This window comes from Achromobacter piechaudii NBRC 102461, from assembly GCF_001571245.1.
GTDB lineage: Bacteria > Pseudomonadota > Gammaproteobacteria > Burkholderiales > Burkholderiaceae_B > Achromobacter > Achromobacter piechaudii.
Genome location: NZ_BCTK01000005.1, coordinates 1,014,442 through 1,031,265 on the forward strand (window position 1 = coordinate 1,014,442; position 16,824 = coordinate 1,031,265).

21 protein-coding genes and 1 tRNA gene are annotated in these 16,824 nt (G+C 64.3%); 13 read left to right on the forward strand and 9 right to left on the reverse strand.

Going from position 1 to position 16,824, the window contains the following annotated elements:
• Window positions 1-81: 81 nt before the first annotated feature.
• Together API01S_RS11275 and API01S_RS11280 are read left to right on the forward strand one after the other, a co-directional pair.
• Window positions 82-921, forward strand: coding sequence for an RIO1 family regulatory kinase/ATPase domain-containing protein (locus tag API01S_RS11275; protein ID WP_061304508.1), 840 nt, complete (start codon window positions 82-84; stop codon window positions 919-921).
• A complete protein-coding gene (locus API01S_RS11280; RefSeq protein ID WP_006218311.1) occupies window positions 918-2,300 on the forward strand; it encodes a replicative DNA helicase in 1,383 nt (460 codons plus the stop codon). Before API01S_RS11275 ends, API01S_RS11280 begins: the two co-directional genes overlap by 4 nt.
• A gap of 72 nt (window positions 2,301-2,372) precedes the next feature.
• Here the strand turns inward: API01S_RS11280 and API01S_RS11285 are convergent, their stop codons facing one another.
• The 5 genes from API01S_RS11285 to API01S_RS11305 all read right to left on the reverse strand — a co-directional run bounded on the left by API01S_RS11285 (window position 2,373) and on the right by API01S_RS11305 (window position 5,972).
• The gene (locus tag API01S_RS11285; RefSeq protein ID WP_006218312.1) at window positions 2,373-3,350 is read right to left on the reverse strand and encodes a bile acid:sodium symporter family protein; all 978 of its coding nucleotides are present in this window, start codon (window positions 3,348-3,350) and stop codon (window positions 2,373-2,375) included.
• 100 nt (window positions 3,351-3,450) lie between these two features.
• Complete coding sequence (gene pdxA / locus API01S_RS11290) at window positions 3,451-4,431, reverse strand: 4-hydroxythreonine-4-phosphate dehydrogenase PdxA (RefSeq protein WP_082305936.1); 981 nt, start codon at window positions 4,429-4,431, stop codon at window positions 3,451-3,453.
• Window positions 4,428-4,736, reverse strand: coding sequence for a hypothetical protein (locus tag API01S_RS11295; RefSeq protein WP_050728150.1), 309 nt, complete (start codon window positions 4,734-4,736; stop codon window positions 4,428-4,430). Before API01S_RS11295 ends, pdxA begins: the two co-directional genes overlap by 4 nt.
• A gap of 94 nt (window positions 4,737-4,830) precedes the next feature.
• Complete coding sequence (locus tag API01S_RS11300) at window positions 4,831-5,289, reverse strand: Lrp/AsnC family transcriptional regulator (protein WP_006218315.1); 459 nt, start codon at window positions 5,287-5,289, stop codon at window positions 4,831-4,833.
• A gap of 77 nt (window positions 5,290-5,366) precedes the next feature.
• Entirely contained in the window at window positions 5,367-5,972 is a 606-nt protein-coding gene (locus API01S_RS11305) for a hypothetical protein (RefSeq protein WP_006218316.1), read from the reverse strand.
• A 173-nt stretch (window positions 5,973-6,145) separates the two neighbouring features.
• Here API01S_RS11305 and API01S_RS11310 point away from each other — a divergent pair, with 173 nt between their 5' ends.
• Together API01S_RS11310 and API01S_RS11315 are read left to right on the forward strand one after the other, a co-directional pair.
• The gene (locus API01S_RS11310) at window positions 6,146-6,391 is read left to right on the forward strand and encodes a hypothetical protein (RefSeq protein ID WP_006218317.1); all 246 of its coding nucleotides are present in this window, start codon (window positions 6,146-6,148) and stop codon (window positions 6,389-6,391) included.
• Window positions 6,392-6,589: 198 nt separating this feature from the next.
• On the forward strand, window positions 6,590-6,862 hold the full coding sequence (locus API01S_RS11315) for a hypothetical protein (protein ID WP_231689314.1): 273 nt from the start codon (window positions 6,590-6,592) through the stop codon (window positions 6,860-6,862).
• A 7-nt stretch (window positions 6,863-6,869) separates the two neighbouring features.
• Here the strand turns inward: API01S_RS11315 and API01S_RS11320 are convergent, their stop codons facing one another.
• Together API01S_RS11320 and API01S_RS11325 are read right to left on the reverse strand one after the other, a co-directional pair.
• Window positions 6,870-7,433 carry a DedA family protein gene (locus tag API01S_RS11320; RefSeq protein WP_006218319.1) on the reverse strand — a complete coding sequence of 188 codons (564 nt, stop codon included), beginning with the start codon at window positions 7,431-7,433 and terminating at the stop codon, window positions 6,870-6,872.
• On the reverse strand, window positions 7,430-8,869 hold the full coding sequence (locus API01S_RS11325) for an aminotransferase-like domain-containing protein (RefSeq protein ID WP_061304509.1): 1,440 nt from the start codon (window positions 8,867-8,869) through the stop codon (window positions 7,430-7,432). The genes API01S_RS11320 and API01S_RS11325 overlap by 4 nt, the downstream gene beginning before the upstream one ends.
• A gap of 168 nt (window positions 8,870-9,037) precedes the next feature.
• On the opposite strand from API01S_RS11325, the gene API01S_RS11330 reads away from it, so the two are divergent.
• The 4 genes from API01S_RS11330 (at window position 9,038) to API01S_RS11345 (ending at window position 11,611) form a co-directional block, all read left to right on the forward strand.
• Complete coding sequence (locus tag API01S_RS11330) at window positions 9,038-9,415, forward strand: hypothetical protein (RefSeq protein ID WP_061304512.1); 378 nt, start codon at window positions 9,038-9,040, stop codon at window positions 9,413-9,415.
• 24 nt (window positions 9,416-9,439) lie between these two features.
• Window positions 9,440-9,516, forward strand: a tRNA-Met gene (locus API01S_RS11335).
• A 182-nt stretch (window positions 9,517-9,698) separates the two neighbouring features.
• Window positions 9,699-10,043 carry a hypothetical protein gene (locus tag API01S_RS11340; RefSeq protein WP_006218323.1) on the forward strand — a complete coding sequence of 115 codons (345 nt, stop codon included), beginning with the start codon at window positions 9,699-9,701 and terminating at the stop codon, window positions 10,041-10,043.
• 305 nt (window positions 10,044-10,348) lie between these two features.
• On the forward strand, window positions 10,349-11,611 hold the full coding sequence (locus tag API01S_RS11345; RefSeq protein WP_255221296.1) for a TIGR03862 family flavoprotein: 1,263 nt from the start codon (window positions 10,349-10,351) through the stop codon (window positions 11,609-11,611).
• 18 nt (window positions 11,612-11,629) lie between these two features.
• On the opposite strand, the gene API01S_RS11350 is transcribed toward API01S_RS11345, so the two are convergent.
• Complete coding sequence (locus API01S_RS11350; RefSeq protein ID WP_061304513.1) at window positions 11,630-12,037, reverse strand: hypothetical protein; 408 nt, start codon at window positions 12,035-12,037, stop codon at window positions 11,630-11,632.
• A 61-nt stretch (window positions 12,038-12,098) separates the two neighbouring features.
• On the reverse strand, window positions 12,099-12,458 hold the full coding sequence (locus API01S_RS11355; protein WP_006218326.1) for a hypothetical protein: 360 nt from the start codon (window positions 12,456-12,458) through the stop codon (window positions 12,099-12,101).
• 263 nt (window positions 12,459-12,721) lie between these two features.
• Between API01S_RS11355 and API01S_RS11360 the strand changes: the two genes are divergently transcribed.
• The 5 genes from API01S_RS11360 (at window position 12,722) to API01S_RS11380 (ending at window position 16,772) form a co-directional block, all read left to right on the forward strand.
• Window positions 12,722-12,850 (forward strand): entericidin A/B family lipoprotein, encoded by a 129-nt coding sequence (locus API01S_RS11360; RefSeq protein WP_039883990.1) that lies wholly within the window; start codon window positions 12,722-12,724, stop codon window positions 12,848-12,850.
• Between the two features lie 129 nt (window positions 12,851-12,979).
• Complete coding sequence (locus API01S_RS11365; RefSeq protein WP_006218328.1) at window positions 12,980-13,411, forward strand: BPTD_2524 family lipoprotein; 432 nt, start codon at window positions 12,980-12,982, stop codon at window positions 13,409-13,411.
• A gap of 3 nt (window positions 13,412-13,414) precedes the next feature.
• Window positions 13,415-13,825 carry a hypothetical protein gene (locus API01S_RS11370; protein ID WP_061304515.1) on the forward strand — a complete coding sequence of 137 codons (411 nt, stop codon included), beginning with the start codon at window positions 13,415-13,417 and terminating at the stop codon, window positions 13,823-13,825.
• A gap of 107 nt (window positions 13,826-13,932) precedes the next feature.
• On the forward strand, window positions 13,933-15,225 hold the full coding sequence (locus tag API01S_RS11375; RefSeq protein WP_006218331.1) for an aspartate carbamoyltransferase: 1,293 nt from the start codon (window positions 13,933-13,935) through the stop codon (window positions 15,223-15,225).
• A gap of 125 nt (window positions 15,226-15,350) precedes the next feature.
• Window positions 15,351-16,772 carry a diguanylate cyclase gene (locus tag API01S_RS11380; RefSeq protein WP_050727727.1) on the forward strand — a complete coding sequence of 474 codons (1,422 nt, stop codon included), beginning with the start codon at window positions 15,351-15,353 and terminating at the stop codon, window positions 16,770-16,772.
• Window positions 16,773-16,824 lie beyond the last annotated feature (52 nt).

The window sequence follows — 16,824 nt, forward strand, 5'->3', positions numbered from 1 at the left end:
CTTTTTTGACTGGGCGCCGCTACGTGCCGCCCTATCGGCCGCACCCAACGCGCGCCATCTTGCCTTGTACAGAGGACCTCCTTGACCCTGCCGCCCGTCCATCACAACGCGCCGCCCGGCCTGCGCGCCTGGCTCGACAGTGTCGACGCCTTGCGTGAACCTTCGGTGCGTGACGTGACGATCGACGGCGTGCGCTGCATCGTCAAGCGACGGCGCCCGAGCCTGGCGCGTGGCGTGAGCTATGCGCTGCGCTACGTGCGCGCCTTTCTGTTGGGCGTGGGCTGCAAGGTGTTCCTGGGCGAGTTTCCGCGCCCCGGCGTGTTGCTGCGTAACGGCCTCACGCATGAGGCCGAGCGCTTGTCGATGCTGCTGCAAGCAGGCTGCCGCGTGCCCGAGGTGTGGTGGCGCGAGCAGAACCTGCTGGTGCTTGAGTATGTTGGCGAAGATCTTGCCGACCTGATCCGCAACGAAGACGCGACCTCGCAGCTGTGGCTGACGCGCGCGGCCGCCGCCGATCTGGCGGCGTTTCACGCGCGCGGGATGTGGCACGGCGGCGCTCAGATCCGTAACGTCACGCTGCAGGACGGCGAGCTGTGGCGCATCGACTTCGAAGAGAATATCGGATCGACGCTATCCCGCCCGCTGGCGCAGGCGTATGACCTTTTCCAGATGTTGTCCTCGCTGGTGTCTTTGCGTAAATTGCCCGATGACGTCGCCGTCACCCTGGGTAAACTGGCGCTCAACGTGTACCTGGAAAGCAACCCGGATGCCGCCGTCAAAGCCCGCCTGACACGTCTTGCGCGCGTGCTGTGCGGCATTGCCGCGCCTTTGCGTCCCCTGTTGCGACGCCTGCCGTCGCGCGATGTGCAGGGATTTTTCCGCGTTGCGGATATCCTGCAGCCGTTACTATTGAAGTCATGAACACACCTGCCGATCCCCAGCTTGAATACCTGCGCGTTCCCCCTCATTCCATCGAGGCGGAGCAGTCGGTTCTGGGCGGCCTTCTGCTGGACAACACCGCGTGGGACCGCATCGCCGATGTGCTGGTCGAAGAAGATTTCTATCGCCACGACCACCGCCTCATCTGGCACCACATCGCCCGCCTGATCGGGCTGGCGCGTCCCGCCGACGTCATTACCGTCAACGAATCGCTGATCAGCGCCGGCAAGGCCGAGGATTCGGGCGGCCTGGCTTATCTGAATGCCTTGGCGCACAACACGCCGTCGGCCGCCAACATCCGCCGCTACGCCGAGATCGTGCGCGAGCGCGCCATGCTGCGCAAGCTGGTGTCCATCGCCGACGAGATCTCATCCGCCGCGCTCAATCCGCAAGGCAAGGAAGCACGCCAACTGCTGGATGAAGCGGAATCCAAGGTGTTCAAGATCGCGCAGGAAGGCTCGCGCGGCGCCGCCGGTTTCCAGGAAATCCAACCGCTGCTGACCCAGGTGGTCGAACGCATCGACGAGCTCTACCACCGCGAGGGCAGCTCTGACGTGACGGGCGTGCCCACCGGGTTTACCGACCTGGACAAGATGACCTCCGGCATGCAGGGCGGTGACCTCATCATCGTGGCCGGCCGCCCGTCCATGGGCAAAACCTCGTTCTCGATGAACATCGGCGAACACGTTGCGATCGAGCAGGGCCTGCCCGTGGCGGTGTTCTCCATGGAAATGGGCGCCGTGCAATTGGCGATGCGTATGCTGGGTTCGGTCGGCTTGCTGGACCAGCATCGCATGCGTACCGGCAAGCTGATCGCCGATGACTGGCCTCGCGTGACGCACGCCGTGCAATTGATGCAGGATGCGCAGGTCTACATCGACGAAACCCCCGCACTGAGCCCCATGGAAGTGCGCGCACGCACGCGCCGTCTTGCGCGGCAATGCGGCCAGCTCGGGCTGATCATCATCGACTACCTGCAGCTCATGTCCGGCAATGGCTCGGGTGAGAATCGCGCGACCGAAGTGTCGGAAATCAGCCGTTCCCTGAAGGGTCTGGCCAAAGAGCTGAACTGCCCGCTGATCGCGCTGTCGCAGTTGAACCGAAGCCTGGAACAACGCCCCAACAAGCGCCCCGTGATGAGCGATCTGCGTGAATCCGGCGCTATCGAACAGGACGCCGACGTGATCCTGTTCATTTACCGCGACGAAGTCTACAACCCGGATTCGCCCGACAAGGGCACGGCCGAGATCATCATCGGCAAGCAGCGTAACGGCCCGATCGGCACCGTACGCCTGACGTTCCAGGGTTCCAGCACGCGCTTCCTGAACTTCTCGGGCGCCCAGCCGCGCGACATGTACTGACGGTCAAACCGCCAAAAAAAACCGCGCCCGTTTGAATGGGGCGCGGTTTTTTTATGCGTGGAAAGTCGAAGATCAGTTTTCGATTTCCGGCCGCTTGCCATAGCGCGCGGCCAGCACGCCGCACACCATCAGCTGAATCTGGTGGAACAGCATCAGGGGCAGCACGATAGCGCCCACGGCATGCCCGGCGAACAGCACCTGCGCCATCGGAATCCCGCTGGCCAGGCTTTTCTTCGAACCGCAGAAGAGCAAGGTGATGCGATCTTCGACGTTGAAGCCGAACATCTTTCCGGCCAGCGCCGACAAGCCCAGCGCCAGCGCCAGGATGACCGCGCAGCACACCACCAGGCCGACCAGCGCCGGGATCGGCGTGGTGCTCCACAGGCCCTCGTTAATGGCCTCGGAAAAGGCCGTGTACACCACCAGCAGGATCGAACCCTGATCCACGAACTTCAGCATGGCCTTGTGCTTATGTACCCACGCGCCGATCCAGCGGCGGGCGAACTGGCCCAGCACGAAGGGCAGCAGCAGTTGCAGCATGATCTTGCCGACCGCATCGAACGAAATCGGTGCGCTGCCCGCGTTGGCCACGACTGTCCCTACCAGCAGCGGCGTCAGGAAAATGCCCAGCAGGCTGGAGGCCGACGCGCTGCACACCGCCGCCGGCACGTTGCCGCGCGCCATCGAGGTGAAAGCGATGGCCGACTGCACCGTGGCCGGCAGGCAGCACAGGAACAGGATGCCCAGGTAAAGCTCGGGAGTGACCAGCGGTTCCAGCACGGGCTTGAGCGCCAGGCCCAGCAGCGGGAACATCAGGAACGTGGCCGAGAAGATGGTCAGGTGCAGCTTCCAGTGCGTGAGGCCGGCAATGATGGCCTCGCGCGACAGGCGGGCGCCGTGCAGGAAGAACAGCAGGCCGACCGCGATGTTCGTGATCCAGCCAAACACCACCACGCCTTGCCCGTGCGCGGGCACGATGCTGGCGATGATGACGGTGCAGATCAGGTAGAGGGTGAAGCGGTCGGGCAGAAGGCGGACTAGGCGTGACATGGACGGATAGAAGGGCGAACGAAAAGCGGGCGCAACATGCGGTGGCGCAGGGGCGCGCCGGAAACGGGGCGTATTGTAGTCCTCGCCGCCGCCGCGCGCCTCAGGGAGTCATCGCCAGCGCCAGATCGAATGCAGCGACCAGCGACGCATGGTCGGCCACGCCTCGGCCGGCGATGTCGAAGGCCGTGCCGTGGTCGACGCTGGTGCGCACGAAAGGCAGGCCTACCGTGACGTTCACGCCGTGGTCCACGCCCAGGTACTTCACCGGGATCAGGCCCTGGTCGTGATACTGCGCCACGACGATGTCGAATTCGCCCCGGCGGGCGCGCATGAAGATGGTGTCGCCCGGCCACGGGCCGCTGGCGTCGATGCCTTCGGCCCGTGCGCGGGCGATTGCCGGTTCGATGATGTCGATGTCTTCGCGGCCGAACTTGCCGCCTTCGCCCGCGTGCGGGTTCAGACCAGCGACGGCCACGCGTGGTGCGGCGATGCCCATCTGGCGGCAGGCGCGGTCGGCCAGCCGCATGGCGGTCAGTTCGGCTTCGGGCGTGATGCGCGCGATGACCTCGGCCAGGGCCACGTGGATGGTCACGAGCAGCACGCGCAGCTCGTCATTGGCCAGCATCATGGCGAAGTCCTGCGTGGCCGAACGGTCAGCCAGGATTTCAGTGTGGCCGGGGTAGTCGATGCCGGCTTCGTGCATGGACTTCTTGTTCAGCGGTGCGGTAACGATGGCGCGGATACGGCCAGCCTGCGCGTCGTCGATCGCGGCGCAGACGTAGTCATAGGCGCCGCGCCCGGCGACCGCGCTGACCTTGCCCATTGGCAGGTCGGCCGGCAATGCGGGGCTACAGGCAATGACATGGATGCGTCCGGCATCGGCGGTGGCCTGGCCGACGTCGGCAATTTCGACGACTTCCAGCCGCGCGCCTAGTTGCGCGGCCGCGCGGCGCAGCGCGCCGGCGTCGCCATACACCACGCAGGGAGCGGCGAGGCCTTGTGCAACTGCCTTCACGACAATTTCAGGGCCGATGCCGGCGGCATCGCCCATGGTGATGCCCACGGGCAGTGACGCGTTCACGATGCCGTGTCCTTGGGCGGATCGATCACGCCGCATTCAAACGTGACCGTGGCGCGCTTGGAGCCCAGGCCGGTGGCGTGGTTCGACGTGACCTTCGGCTTTTGCAGCTTGCGACCAATGCCTTGGCAATATTGGTCCGCGCGTTGCAGCGTCTGGTTCTTGAGTTCCACCCACGTCAGCAGCTGCGTGCCCGAGCTGTAGGTGACGCTGTAGGTGTCTTTGCCGACGGATGTGACCTCGCTCATGCTCGAACAGGCGGCAAGCAGGGTCAGCAAGGCGGCGGCGGGGGCAAGTCGTGCAAGCATGGAGCATCCAGAAAACGCGATATCCGCCATTACAACACCATGTCGGTCCGCGAGAAAAGACGCCCGATCCGGCACGGCGCAGGCGGCCGGTCCGTCAGGGCGCGGCGACGGCGCTGCGGCGGTCGACCTTGCGGCTCAGGACGATGGATGTCTGTGTTTGCTTGACCCCGTCGATCAGCCCGATGCGGTCCAGCAGATCGTCCAGTTGTTCGTGCGTTTCGCAGCGCAGGAAGATCAGGTAGTCGTAGGGGCCGCTGACGGATGACACCTCTTCCACTTCCGGCATCCGCTCCAGTTCGCGGATGACGGCGGCCGGCGTCTTGGGCAGCACGCTGATGAAGCAGTACGCACGCACCGCAGCCTCTTCCAGCCGACGGCCCAGGCGCACGCCATAGCCCGAAACGATGTGTTCGCGTTCCAGCCGGGCGATGCGCGCGACCACGGTGGTGCGTGCCAGCCCAAGCTTGCGCGCCAGGATCGCGGCCGGCTCGCGCGCGTTGGCCGAGAGCAGGCTGAGCAGTTTTCGGTCAATGTCGTCGAGTCGTTCGTTCATGCAAAAGGCGTGCAGCGATAGGCGAAGAGCCGACGGTACAGGCGGCGGGCCGCGCGCGTCAATGAATTGACGCCGTGCTAACCGTCGGACTCGGGCGGAATGCCGCCGTGATAGATGCGTCCATCGAATTCGAATCGCGTGATGGTCCGGTGCGCTGCGTCGAAGATGCGGTCGCGGCTGGCGTCCGTGAGCCCTTCGTCGTCTGCGAAGCGAAAGCGGCATAGGTCGATGTCGCTGTCATAGAACACCGAATTGATAAAGCGGCTGACGTCGGCTTCGTGCGCGAAATGAGCGAATTCGCGTAGCTGCTCCATTTCGTGGAAGGCGCCGTTGCGGCTGACCAGCAGCATGCCGAACTTGCGGTCCTCGTCGGCCTCGGGTTGCGGCGCGGGCTCGGCGCTGGCCGCCAAGGGAACTTCGTAATCGAAGCGCGCGCCGGCTTCGCGCATCGCATCAAGCACGCGCTGCCATTGCCGTTCATCCAGCGTCAGGCGCGCCATCATGTAAAAGAGGCGTTGCCGTCCCAGGGTGCGAGGCTCGGGTCCGCCAACGAATCCGGGCCATGGCGTGGCGGCATCCAGCCCGGCCAGCTCGGCCATGCGCGCGTCGCTGAATCCCAGCCTGTCTTGCAGGCGTTGCAGGGATTGGACGTCTGGCGGGGCATAGTTCTGAATCGTCTTCATACGCGCGCTCCGGTGGCCCCGGGGCGCCGTGGATGGCGCCCGGCGGCATGTGCCGCGCAGCCACAGCGGCACGCTTTATGCTAGCGCGGTGCCTGCTGCTTGCCTAGCGCGCCAGACGCGTCGGCGGGCCATGCTAGGATTTGCGCCGATCATCAATGCCAGGAGTTTTCGCCATGGATACCCAAGAACAAATTGCCGTTATCGTCCACACCATTTCTCACCAGGGCGGCCGCATCGACGCACTGAATTCGACCCTGCTGTCGATGCTGCATCTGGTCAAGGGATCGCCGGGCCTGCGCGAAGCCATCGAAGCCCAGCTGGAACAGAACTATTCCAGCCTGCTGGCCCGCTCCGAAAATCCCCAGTACGTGGCGGGTTTCGAAAGCGTGCGCGACATGATTGTTGCGGCGTTGAAGTAAGCCTGCACGGACCCGCCGTGGCGGGAAGTTACCCACAGCTTCTGTGGACAAGCCTTGGGATAGTGCGGGCATAGATCCGCATTTCCCTTTGTTTACAAGGGCTTGGAATGGGCGGTCAAAGGTGGCTCCATTTGCGTGTTGCAAGCGCGCGATTGTGTTGTGTCCACACCGCCGCCAAGCCGGGTAATATGCGGCCCCATGCGTAATCAGTATCGATTGGAACACCCGGGCAACGCCATGTTGGCGCGCGTCTCGGAAGCGGCAAAGCTGGCGGCGTTCGACCCCGGCAAACTCTCACCCGAAGCGCGTGAGAGCTGGGAACGCATGGGGCATGGCTTCAAGGCGTGGCACGATTTCGACCAACGCCATCCCATCCTGCGCCGCCTGGCGCTGCTGCCGTTCATCGGCAAGTGGTATCGCAAGGCGCGCCGCCGGCACGTGCTGCGCGCCAGCGGCAGATTCTTCTGCTGACAGCGGATCAGCGCCGTCGCCTCGCAAGCAGGTGATAGGCCAAACCGATCACCACCCCGATGGCCAACGCCACGGCCAGCTTGGTTTCCACGCCATGCAGCCGGCCCAGCAACGACTCGATCGTCTGGCCGAACGCGTAGCCCACCACGCTGAAGCACACCGCCCAAATGACGGCGGCGATGGCGTTGAGCACCAGGAAGCGCAGCGGCGGCACGCGCGACATGCCCAGCGCGACCGGGCCGACGGTACGCAAGCCATACAGAAAACGCAGGCTCAGGATGAAGCCGTGCGGGTAGCGGTCGATAGCGGCCAGCGCTCTTTCGAAGGCCGGCTTTTCACGAATGCGTCGCACGAAGCGGTGGTCGCGATAGCGGCGTCCCAGAAAGAACAGCAACTGATCGGCGATGAACGAGCCGGCGAAGGCGCACAGCATCACGTAGGGCAGGTGCAGCAGGTGCTGGTGCGCCAGAAAGCCGGCGAACACCACCACGCTTTCGCCTTCCAGAAAGGTGCCGCCCAATACCGCCCACAGGCCGTAGTCGACGATGAACTGATGCAGGGATGCGTTCATGCGGCGCCCTCGCCGACGATGCGCGCCAGGGCCAGCAGGGCGCGCGCGAGGTCAGGCGTGGTGCGCTGGCCGCAACTGATGCGCAGGAAGTGGTTGTAGCGCGCGCCGTTGGAAAACATGGCGCCGGGCGCAACGCGTATTCCTTGTCGCAACGCCGCCTCGAACACGTCCATGCCGGACCGGCCGTTGGGCATCTCGACCCATAGCAGCAGTCCGCCTTGCGGCACGCTCAAGCGCGTGCCGCTGGGAAAGTGGGCGGCGATGGCTTCCGCCGTCTGGTCGCGCTGCGTCTTCAATTGCCGCCGCAAGCGCGTCAGATGGCGATCATAGGCGCGCGACCCCAGATACTCGGCCACGGCGATCTGCGCCAGCGGTTCATTCGGCCGGCTTTGCGCGAACTTGAGCATGGCAATGCGGGCCTTCCAGCGTCCGCCCAACAACCAGCCCAGCCGCATGCCGGGCGCAAGCGTCTTGTGCATCGATGAGCAATAGATCACGTTGCCCGTTGCGTCCCACGACTTGGCGGCAGCCAGCGGCGCGTCGTCATCGGTCAAGGCGCCATACGTGTCGTCTTCGATCAGCGGCACCTGCTGGCGTTCGCACAGCGCGACCAGCCGGGCCTTTTCCGAATCGGGCATGACGCAGCCCAACGGATTCTGGAAGTTCGGCACGACGACGACCGCGCGGATATTGCCGTGCGTCTGGAAGGCTAGATCCAGCGCCTCGATGGACAGCCCATGTTGCGGGCTGGTCGGAATTTCCAGCGCGCGCATCCCCAGGCTTTCAAGAATTTGCAGCAGGCCGAAGTAAGTGGGGGATTCGACGGCGATGGTGTCGCCCGGGCGGGCCACGGCCCGCAGCGCCAGGTTCAGCGCCTCGATGCAGCCGTGCGTGACGATGACGTCGTCCGGCGTAGCGTTGATGCCGTTGGCCAGCGCCCGGCGCGCCAGCACCGTGCGCAGATCCGGGTGGCCTTGTGGCGGCACCGGGCTGACCAGCACGTGCGGCGAGACACGCAGCGCGCGCGTCATCGCCTGCTTCAGCGCGTCCATCGGATAGGCCTCGGGCACCGCCGCCGCCAGCGCGAAGTTGGCACTGACGGGATGTGCCTCGCATTTGGCGATGAAGTCCGACACGCGGTCGTGGATGCCGACATACTGCGCCGCGCCGAGCGTCTGCCGGATGTCGGGTTCATTGACCGGGGGGATGCTGTTGCGGCGCGCCTGCAATACGAAATAGCCCGAGCGCGGCCGCGCTTCGATCAGGCCGTCGTCTTCCAGCTGGCGGCAGGCCTGTAGCGCGGTGGACAGGCTGACATGATGCGTGCGCACCAGCGTGCGCACGGACGGCATGCGCTGCGCGGGCGCGAGGACGCCCGTCTGGATGGCGCGCCGATAGTGGTTCGCCAGGCGGAGATACAGCGGTTGTGGGTCCATGCGCCGATCATGCTCCCCAAGGTTGGAATGAAGAAGGCACAGATTGGTGAAAAGTACACCATAACAGTGGCCAAATCGAGCGTCTGCTTCGGTACAGAAAGGCAGCGGGTGTGGCTGTTGCGCAAAGCAGGGCGCGCGTAGCCTGTCACTGTCCGATTGGAGAACATCATGCACGCCGACTTTCCTTCCCAGCCCCCCTCGCAGCGCGTCCAGATCGATGCCGGCGCCACCCGCACGTTCGTCTTGAAGGCAGGGGCAAACGTCATCTGCGTGGCGGGCAGCATCCGTGTGGAGCAACTGGCCGCGGGCTTCGAAGCCGCGAGCAGCCTGCCTCTGCCGGTATCCGTGCGCATCAACGCGGGCGAAGCGCACGGGGTGATGGAAGGGGGAGTGGTGTGCGTTACCGGCATCCATGCCGCTGACGTGATCTGTCTTGATGTACCGGGGCCCATCCACCGCCTTTTTGCGCTGGTCGCGAAAATATTTCGGCAAAAAACGCCTGAATCCACGAAAAATCGCCTGGGTGCGCTGCACAAGATTTCATAATGGTGTATGATTCATCACATCAGACGCGGGGTGGAGCAGTCTGGCAGCTCGTCGGGCTCATAACCCGAAGGTCGTAGGTTCAAATCCTGCCCCCGCAACCAGTTTCAAGAAAAAGCCGCGATGCATATCGCGGCTTTTTTTTTATGCTTTTTTTGTTCGTACTTGCCCTGGGTCAACCTAATGTTCCAGTCCGGAGTTTCCCGGATGATCCTGCCCGCACAGCGCCGCAACCCTGAGCTACCATGGGTCACGCGCGCTAGTTTGCCGCACAGGAGGAGGGTCCATGGGTACAGCAAAATACGATCATCCCGGTTTTGTCGCCGACACAGGCGCTGAAGGCAAATATCACGTAGGCATCTGGTGCCCGCACGGCTACCCGGCCCACATCCACATCGGTCGGCCGGCCGAACGCGGTGATCCCCAAGCGCTGCTGCGCCTGCGCATTCCAGATGGCGTCTTCCAATCGCTGCCGGATGATCCCGAAACCCTGTGCCGTCGTGCAATGGGCCAGGCCATGGGCGCGGGTTTGCTGCGGACGGTGGCCGTGGATGGCGAATACCAGGAACTGCGCTTTGAACTGGATGCGGAACCATGGTCCGGTCCGATGCAGGCGGCGGTCAACGCCTGAAGTCGGAAGTTACCCACAGCGACTGTGGACAAGCCTTGGGATAGCCTTTGTGCATGTCCAATTTGTCCAGTCATAACAAGGGCTTGGCGCCTGCGGTCAATAAGTGGCCGGCGCCAGGCCTTTTTCTATGGTGGTCGCGACCTTCGCGCTGAGGCCGACTGCTACATCGCGCGGCCTGGCGCGTGGGGCATGCGACAATTCGCTCCCGCTGCGCCGCGGTGCGCCGCGTCGTTCCCGACCTCATCGAATTGCCCCATGCCTTGTTTTCTGCCCTTTCATCCGACTGCCATGACGGTATTGCTGCCATGACGACCTCGATGGATGTGGCGGCCCCCGTGCCGCCGCGCGTCGCCATCATCGGTGGCGGGCCTGCCGGGTTGATGGCGGCGGAGGGACTGGCCGGCAAGGGCGTGCAGGTCGACGTGTTCGACGCCATGCCGTCGGTGGGACGCAAGTTCCTGATGGCCGGACGCGGCGGGTTGAACCTGACGCACAGCGAAGCACCGGCTGCCTTTCTGGCGCGCTACGGCGCGCGGGCCGACCAGGTGGCGCCCTGGTTGCAAGCCATGGACGCCACCGCACTGCGCGCATGGGCACATGGGCTGGGCATCGAAACGTTCGTGGGTTCCTCGGGCCGGGTGTTCCCTCAAGAGATGAAAGCCGCGCCGCTGTTGCGCGCCTGGTTGGCGCGATTGCGGGCGAGCGGCGTGCATTTCCATATGCGGCATCGCTGGTTGGGCTGGCCCCAAGGCGACGCGGTGTCCCCGCAGACCTTGAGCTTCGAGACGCCGGACGGCGTGCGCACGCTAGCCGCCGACGCGGTCGTGCTGGCGTTGGGCGGAGGCAGCTGGGCCAAGCTGGGATCCGACGGCGCGTGGGTGGCGGGCTTGCAGGCACACGGTGTCGATGTTGCGCCGCTGCGTCCTGCCAATTGCGGGTTCGACGTGGCGTGGTCGCCGCATTTCTCCGAGCGCTACGCGGGCCAACCGGTGAAATCTGTCTCGATGAGCTGTGCGGGGATGCCGGCAAGACAAGGTGAATTCGTGGTGTCGGCAAGCGGTATCGAGGGCAGCCTTGTTTACGCGATGTCCGCAGCCTTGCGCGACGAGATCGAGACACGTGGTCACGCGGTCGCGTGGCTGGACCTGGCGCCTGACTGGTCGCAGGAAAAGGTCAACGCGGCCGTCACGCATCCACGTGGAGCGCGTTCCATGTCCAGTCATCTACAAAGCCGGATGGGGTTGACGGGCGTGAAGGCGGGCTTGCTGCGCGAATGCGCGTCCGCCGAAGATTTCAAGGACGCCTCGCGCCTCGCGATGCGCATCAAGGCGCTGCCGGTGACGCTGCTGCGCCCGCGTCCGATGGACGAAGCGATCAGCACGGCGGGCGGCGTTTCGTTTGATGCCCTGACGGCGGGGCTGATGCTGGCATCGGCTCCCGGCGTGTTCTGCGCTGGCGAAATGCTGGATTGGGAAGCGCCGACGGGCGGCTATCTGCTGACGGCCTGCATGGCCAGCGGCGTCGTGGCCGCGAACGGCGTGCGTCAATATCTGGCGGGCCCGCGCTGAGGCGGGCCGCGCCCGTCTTCAAGAGCCGGTGGGGTAGGGCACCATGCCCAGCGGCGCACGTGGGGCGAGGTCGCCCACGACATGGCCGACGACCGGGGGGGCGCCCGCTCCGGGTTGCGAAATGATGCCGATCACGCGAGTGATGGAGCTGGCGGGAATGCCGGTGCCGTCGGCCGGATCTTGCACCAACTGCCAGACCGTGGCGTCGGCGGGGCCCGCGTCCGTCATGGTTTCGATGGAGGAATCCAGGCAACTGCGAGCAAAGAAGGACCAGTCCGATGCGCTGCAGGGCAAGCCGTGCGCCGTGGCCAAACGGGCCAAAGCCAGAGGTGCATCCGCCTGGCTCGCGGCGTGCTGGGCGGCAGAGCCCAGCGTGACGTCCAGCGACAGCAAGCGGAGAAACTCTACGACGTTGTCTGAATTCATTGTGGTTCTCCTTAGAGCTGGTCTGGTCCGCGGCCGCCTTCAGTCGGCCTGCACGAGCGCGTCAGCCGGGGCTTTGCCCCAGCATCGACACCAGTGATTGTTTCAGGCGTGCCGAAAAAATCGGCACGGTGTGCGACACGCCGTTGCGGTCGACACCTTCTTTCAGTTCCACCGACTGCCCCAGGAAAATCTCGGGCGCGGCGTTGATTTCGTTGTAGCGGGCCAGCAATTCGTTGACATGGCCTTGGGCATCGGCAAGGGTGCTGCTGTCTGCGAGCTTGCCGGCGGCATGGGCTTGCAGAATTCGGTGCAGATCGTCGATAAACAGCGCCAAAGCCGCTTGTCCGCGGCACTGAGGCTGTTCCCAGCCCCAGCCCTGTGGGGCGGCGCCAGCGTTCTGCGATAGGGGTTTTTTGTTCATTTGCGCATCCTAATCCATTGCCGGCAAATACGCGACACCGCGCCGGGGCGCGGTTTGTCACGACCGCGTAAGGGCGGTTACGGGGTTTGGTCCAGGCGGGTTACAAATTGCACCCGCCTGGCGGCGGCCCGGGCGGCGGGCCGCATTGTAGGCGGGAACGATTCATGCTGACAGCGGTCTTCGCCGCCGTATCCGAAGGATGCCCAAATCTGGCCCTTTGCGGTATGCTGGCTTCGCTTTCCACGCCCAGACAGGAGATGTTTATGAAAAACAAAGTCGTTCTCGTCATGTTGCTTTCGATCGCCGCCCTCTCGGCGGGCTGCAATACCGTTGCGGGCGCCGGCAAGGATATCCAACGGGGCGGTGAGAAGATCGAAGGCGCTGCGAAATAAGGCCGTAACGCCCCAGCTGCTGATGAGTCTGTCCGAGGCCACGCGCGAAATGCTCCCGCATTTCCCGCGTGGCCTTGTTGCAGCCGCTGGCATAATCGCGGAAGTGCGAATTTCAATGCGGGAAGAATCATGCGCAAGTCAGTATGGGTGGGTGTAACGCTGGCGGTCCTGTTGGCCGGCTGCGCGAGCAAGGGGGTCTACGAGTCCGACGCCGTGCAGAAAGAGACCTTCAGCGTCGACACCAACTACCAGGCCGCATTCCGCCGGGGTGGCGAATATGTGCGTACCTGCCACGTGAACGTGCAGCATCCGTATGGCCTGGCCTACGCATGGCGCCACAGCTTGGGCGAGAAGGGCGCGCCTGACGAAATCCAGGTCTACAAAGTGGGCGAACCGGCCACCGTGCTTGAGCTGATTTCCGCTGAGTCCGACGGCCCCGCCAAGTCCAAGGTCACCGTGACCGTGTTGGGCAAGGGCCGCTGGGACGCCGCCGAAATCGCCGCCGCCCGCGCGTCGATTCAAAGCGCCACGCCGGCCTGCCGCAGCGGCAACGGCGGCTGATTCATGGACGCCCGCACCCCGCAGCGCCGATCATCCAGCATGTCTTTCGCGCTGCTAGCGGGCGGATTCCGCTTTCTGGGCTGGCTCAATGGCGCCGCCGCCTTGGCGCTGGTGGCCTTTTCCCTGGGTATCGTCGGTGGCGACATCGCCGCGCCTGATCTTCAATTACCGTTGGCCCTGTTTCTGGCCGGGCTGCTGACTTCCTGCATGGGTCTTTTGTTCGCGTATCTGGCGCACGTCAGCCTGTTGCGGCAAGGCGACATCGGCCACGCGACACGCGGCCATTGGCCTGCCCAATTGCTGGCCATGATCTGCTATCTGCTGGCCGCCATGGCTTTCTGCGCCGCGTGCTGGTTCGCGCTGGGGCAGGTGGCCCCGGGCGTGCAGCAGAATACGTCTTACGCCAGCCGGTAGCGTTGAAATTCAGGGGTAAACCCCTGTACGCAAAAGTGTTGGACTTGCACTTGCGTTGGAAATAATATGCGCGGTGCGTATATAACTCCTCTTCCTCGGGGCCTGTCATGACCATCTCCCAGCAAGCTTTCCTGCGCGACGCCATGCGACGCCTGAACCTCACGCGCGACGTGTTCGCCACGCGGATCGGCGTCAAGCGCCGGGCACTGGATACCTGGCTGCTGCCCGAGGGCTCGCAGGAATTCCGCGCCATGCCGGAAGTGGTGCAGCGCTTTGTCAGCGAAATCGTGCAAAACGGCGTGCTGCTGGAAAAATATACGCAAAGCGTACAAGATGGCCCGCTGCGTGATCGCATCGCGGTGGAAGGCAAGAATCAGCTGCTGTCGGTGGACCAGTTCACCCGTGAATCGGTCGAAGACCTGTTCCGCGTGGCCGACATGATGCAGCCCATCGCCCGCCGCCAGAAGGTGTCGCGCGTGCTGGAAGGCGCGGTGTTGGGCAACCTGTTTTTCGAGGCCAGCACCCGCACCCGCGTCAGCTTCGGTTCCGCGTTCTGCCGCCTGGGCGGCTCGGTGTGCGACACCACCGGCTTCACCTTTTCGTCGATGGCCAAGGGCGAATCGATTTACGACACCAGCCGCGTCATGAGCGGTTATGTCGATGCCATGGTGATCCGTCACCCCGAGCAGGGCTCGGTGGCGGAATTTGCACGCGCCACCAATATTCCCGTGGTCAACGGCGGTGACGGCCCTGGCGAACACCCCAGCCAGGCGCTGCTGGATCTGTACACGATCCTGACCGAGTTTTCGCGCCTGGGCAAATTGCTGGATGGCGCGCACATCGCGATGGTCGGCGACTTGAAATACGGTCGTACCGTGCACTCGCTGATCAAGCTGATGGCGCTGTACAAGAACGTGAAGTTCTCGCTGGTGTCGCCCAAGGGGCTGGAAATGCCCAGCTACATCATTGAGCAGGCCAGCCGCAACGGCAACATCATCGAACAGAAGACCTCGCTGGCGGAAGGCCTGGCGGGCGCGGACGTGATCTACGCGACGCGCGTCCAGAAAGAGCGCTTCGCCAACGAGGAAAACGAAGGCTACACGCCTGACTTCCAGATCAACCGCGCCATCATCGACGCGTATTGCAGCCCCGAAACCATCGTGATGCACCCGCTGCCGCGCGATAGCCGCCCGGGCGCCAACGACCTGAGCGTGGACCTGAACCACGATCCGCGCCTGGCCATCTTCCGCCAGACGGACAACGGCATTCCGATCCGCATGGCCATCTTCGCCGTGTTGCTGGGCGTCGAAGGGCTGGTGCAGCATTCGCTGCGCGATGTGACGTGGCAGCATCCGTCGCACGTGGGGCCGGACGATTCCGTCTTCCACGGCCTGGAATAACCCGCCGCATCTGCCAGAACCGAGTGGGCCCCGACAGGGGCCCGCTTCTTTTGGCGCATAATCCGCGCTGGTTTTTCGTCGCGAGTCGCTTTGGGCGTGCGCGAAGTTTTTGGGGCGGATGATTTATGTCTTCGAGCAAGAGCGCGTTGCCGGTGTGGAAGAGCGGCGCCGACCAGGCGTGCTACCTGAGCGCGTCCAATGCGCAAGCCTGGGTAGCGGTCTACCAATCAGTGGATGCCTACACCCGAGGCCAAGTGGCCGCCGTGGTCGCCGACAGCGCCAAGGAACTGGTGGACGCCTTCTATTCCACCTTGCTGGCCGATGTGGAAGCCGGCCCCCGTCTGTCGCACGAAATCGTCGCGACGCGCCTGCACAAGGGCATGAAGCACTGGCTGCTTGGCCTGCTCTGCGTGCGCGACCAGGGCGACATCGAAGCGTTGATGGCGACCCAGAAAAAGGTGGGTGAGGTGCATGCACGCGTCCACATCCCGATCCATCTGGTGATGGCGGGCGCCCGTGTGTTGAAAAACGAAATCGCCGAACGTCTGCGCGCCAGCGACCTGGACGGCATGGCCGCGTCCATCGCCACGCAATACGTCTGTAATCTCTTTGACCTCGCCATCGAGCAGATGAGCCGAGCCTTCATGCGCGACATCAATCGGGGGGCTCGCAACGACGAAGCCTATCGGCTGTTCGCGCTGGGGCAGAACATCTCCACCGAGCGCGAGCGCCAGCGCGCCGCGTTGCTGGAATGGAGCCAGTCGGTATTGATTGGCCTGCACTACCGCGCGCCGGAGCAGGCGCTGCCGCGCCTGGCCGCTTCGGAGTTTGGCTTGTGGTTGCAGCACAAGGGCGGCGTGCTGTTCGAAAGCGCGCCGGCGCTGCGGCAGATCACCGAGGCGGTCACGCAGTTGGACGACGTGGTGCTGCCGCGCTTGATGATGAACGAGGGAGATCGCCAGATGTCGATGCCCGATCAGGTGCGCCAGTTGCAGGAACTGGTGGCGCGGATCAAGCATCTGCTCAATGGCCTGTTCGACATGGTGGCCGAAATCGAGAGCGGCAGCGACCCGCTGACCAACGTGCTGAACCGGCGCTTTCTGCCTTCGGTGATCGGGCGCGAGATCGCGATTTCCAGTCGGCAGCACAGTCGTTTTTCGGTGCTGCTGCTGGATATCGATCACTTCAAGGCCATCAACGACGAGCACGGGCATTCCGGCGGCGATCATATTCTTCGCCAGTTCGCCGAGGTGGTTCATCAGTCGTGCCGGTCCAGCGATTTCGTGTTCCGCTACGGTGGCGAAGAATTCCTGGTGGTGTTGGTGGACACGGGGCAGGAAGCGGCGCTGGCCGCCGCGCAGAAGCTGGGCGCCGAGATTCGCCGCCACGATTTCACCATTCCTGAAGTGGGCGCGCGGCGCATCACCGCCAGCATCGGCGTGGCCACCTTCGACGGCCATCCCGACTACGCCTATTTGATCGACCGGGCCGACAAGGCGCTGTACCAAGCCAAGCTGGCTGGCCGCGACCGCTGCGTGGCGGCCTGAAGTACGGCCTGAAATACGCCACGCAAGGCAGCGTTCGTCAGCGGTAATGAAA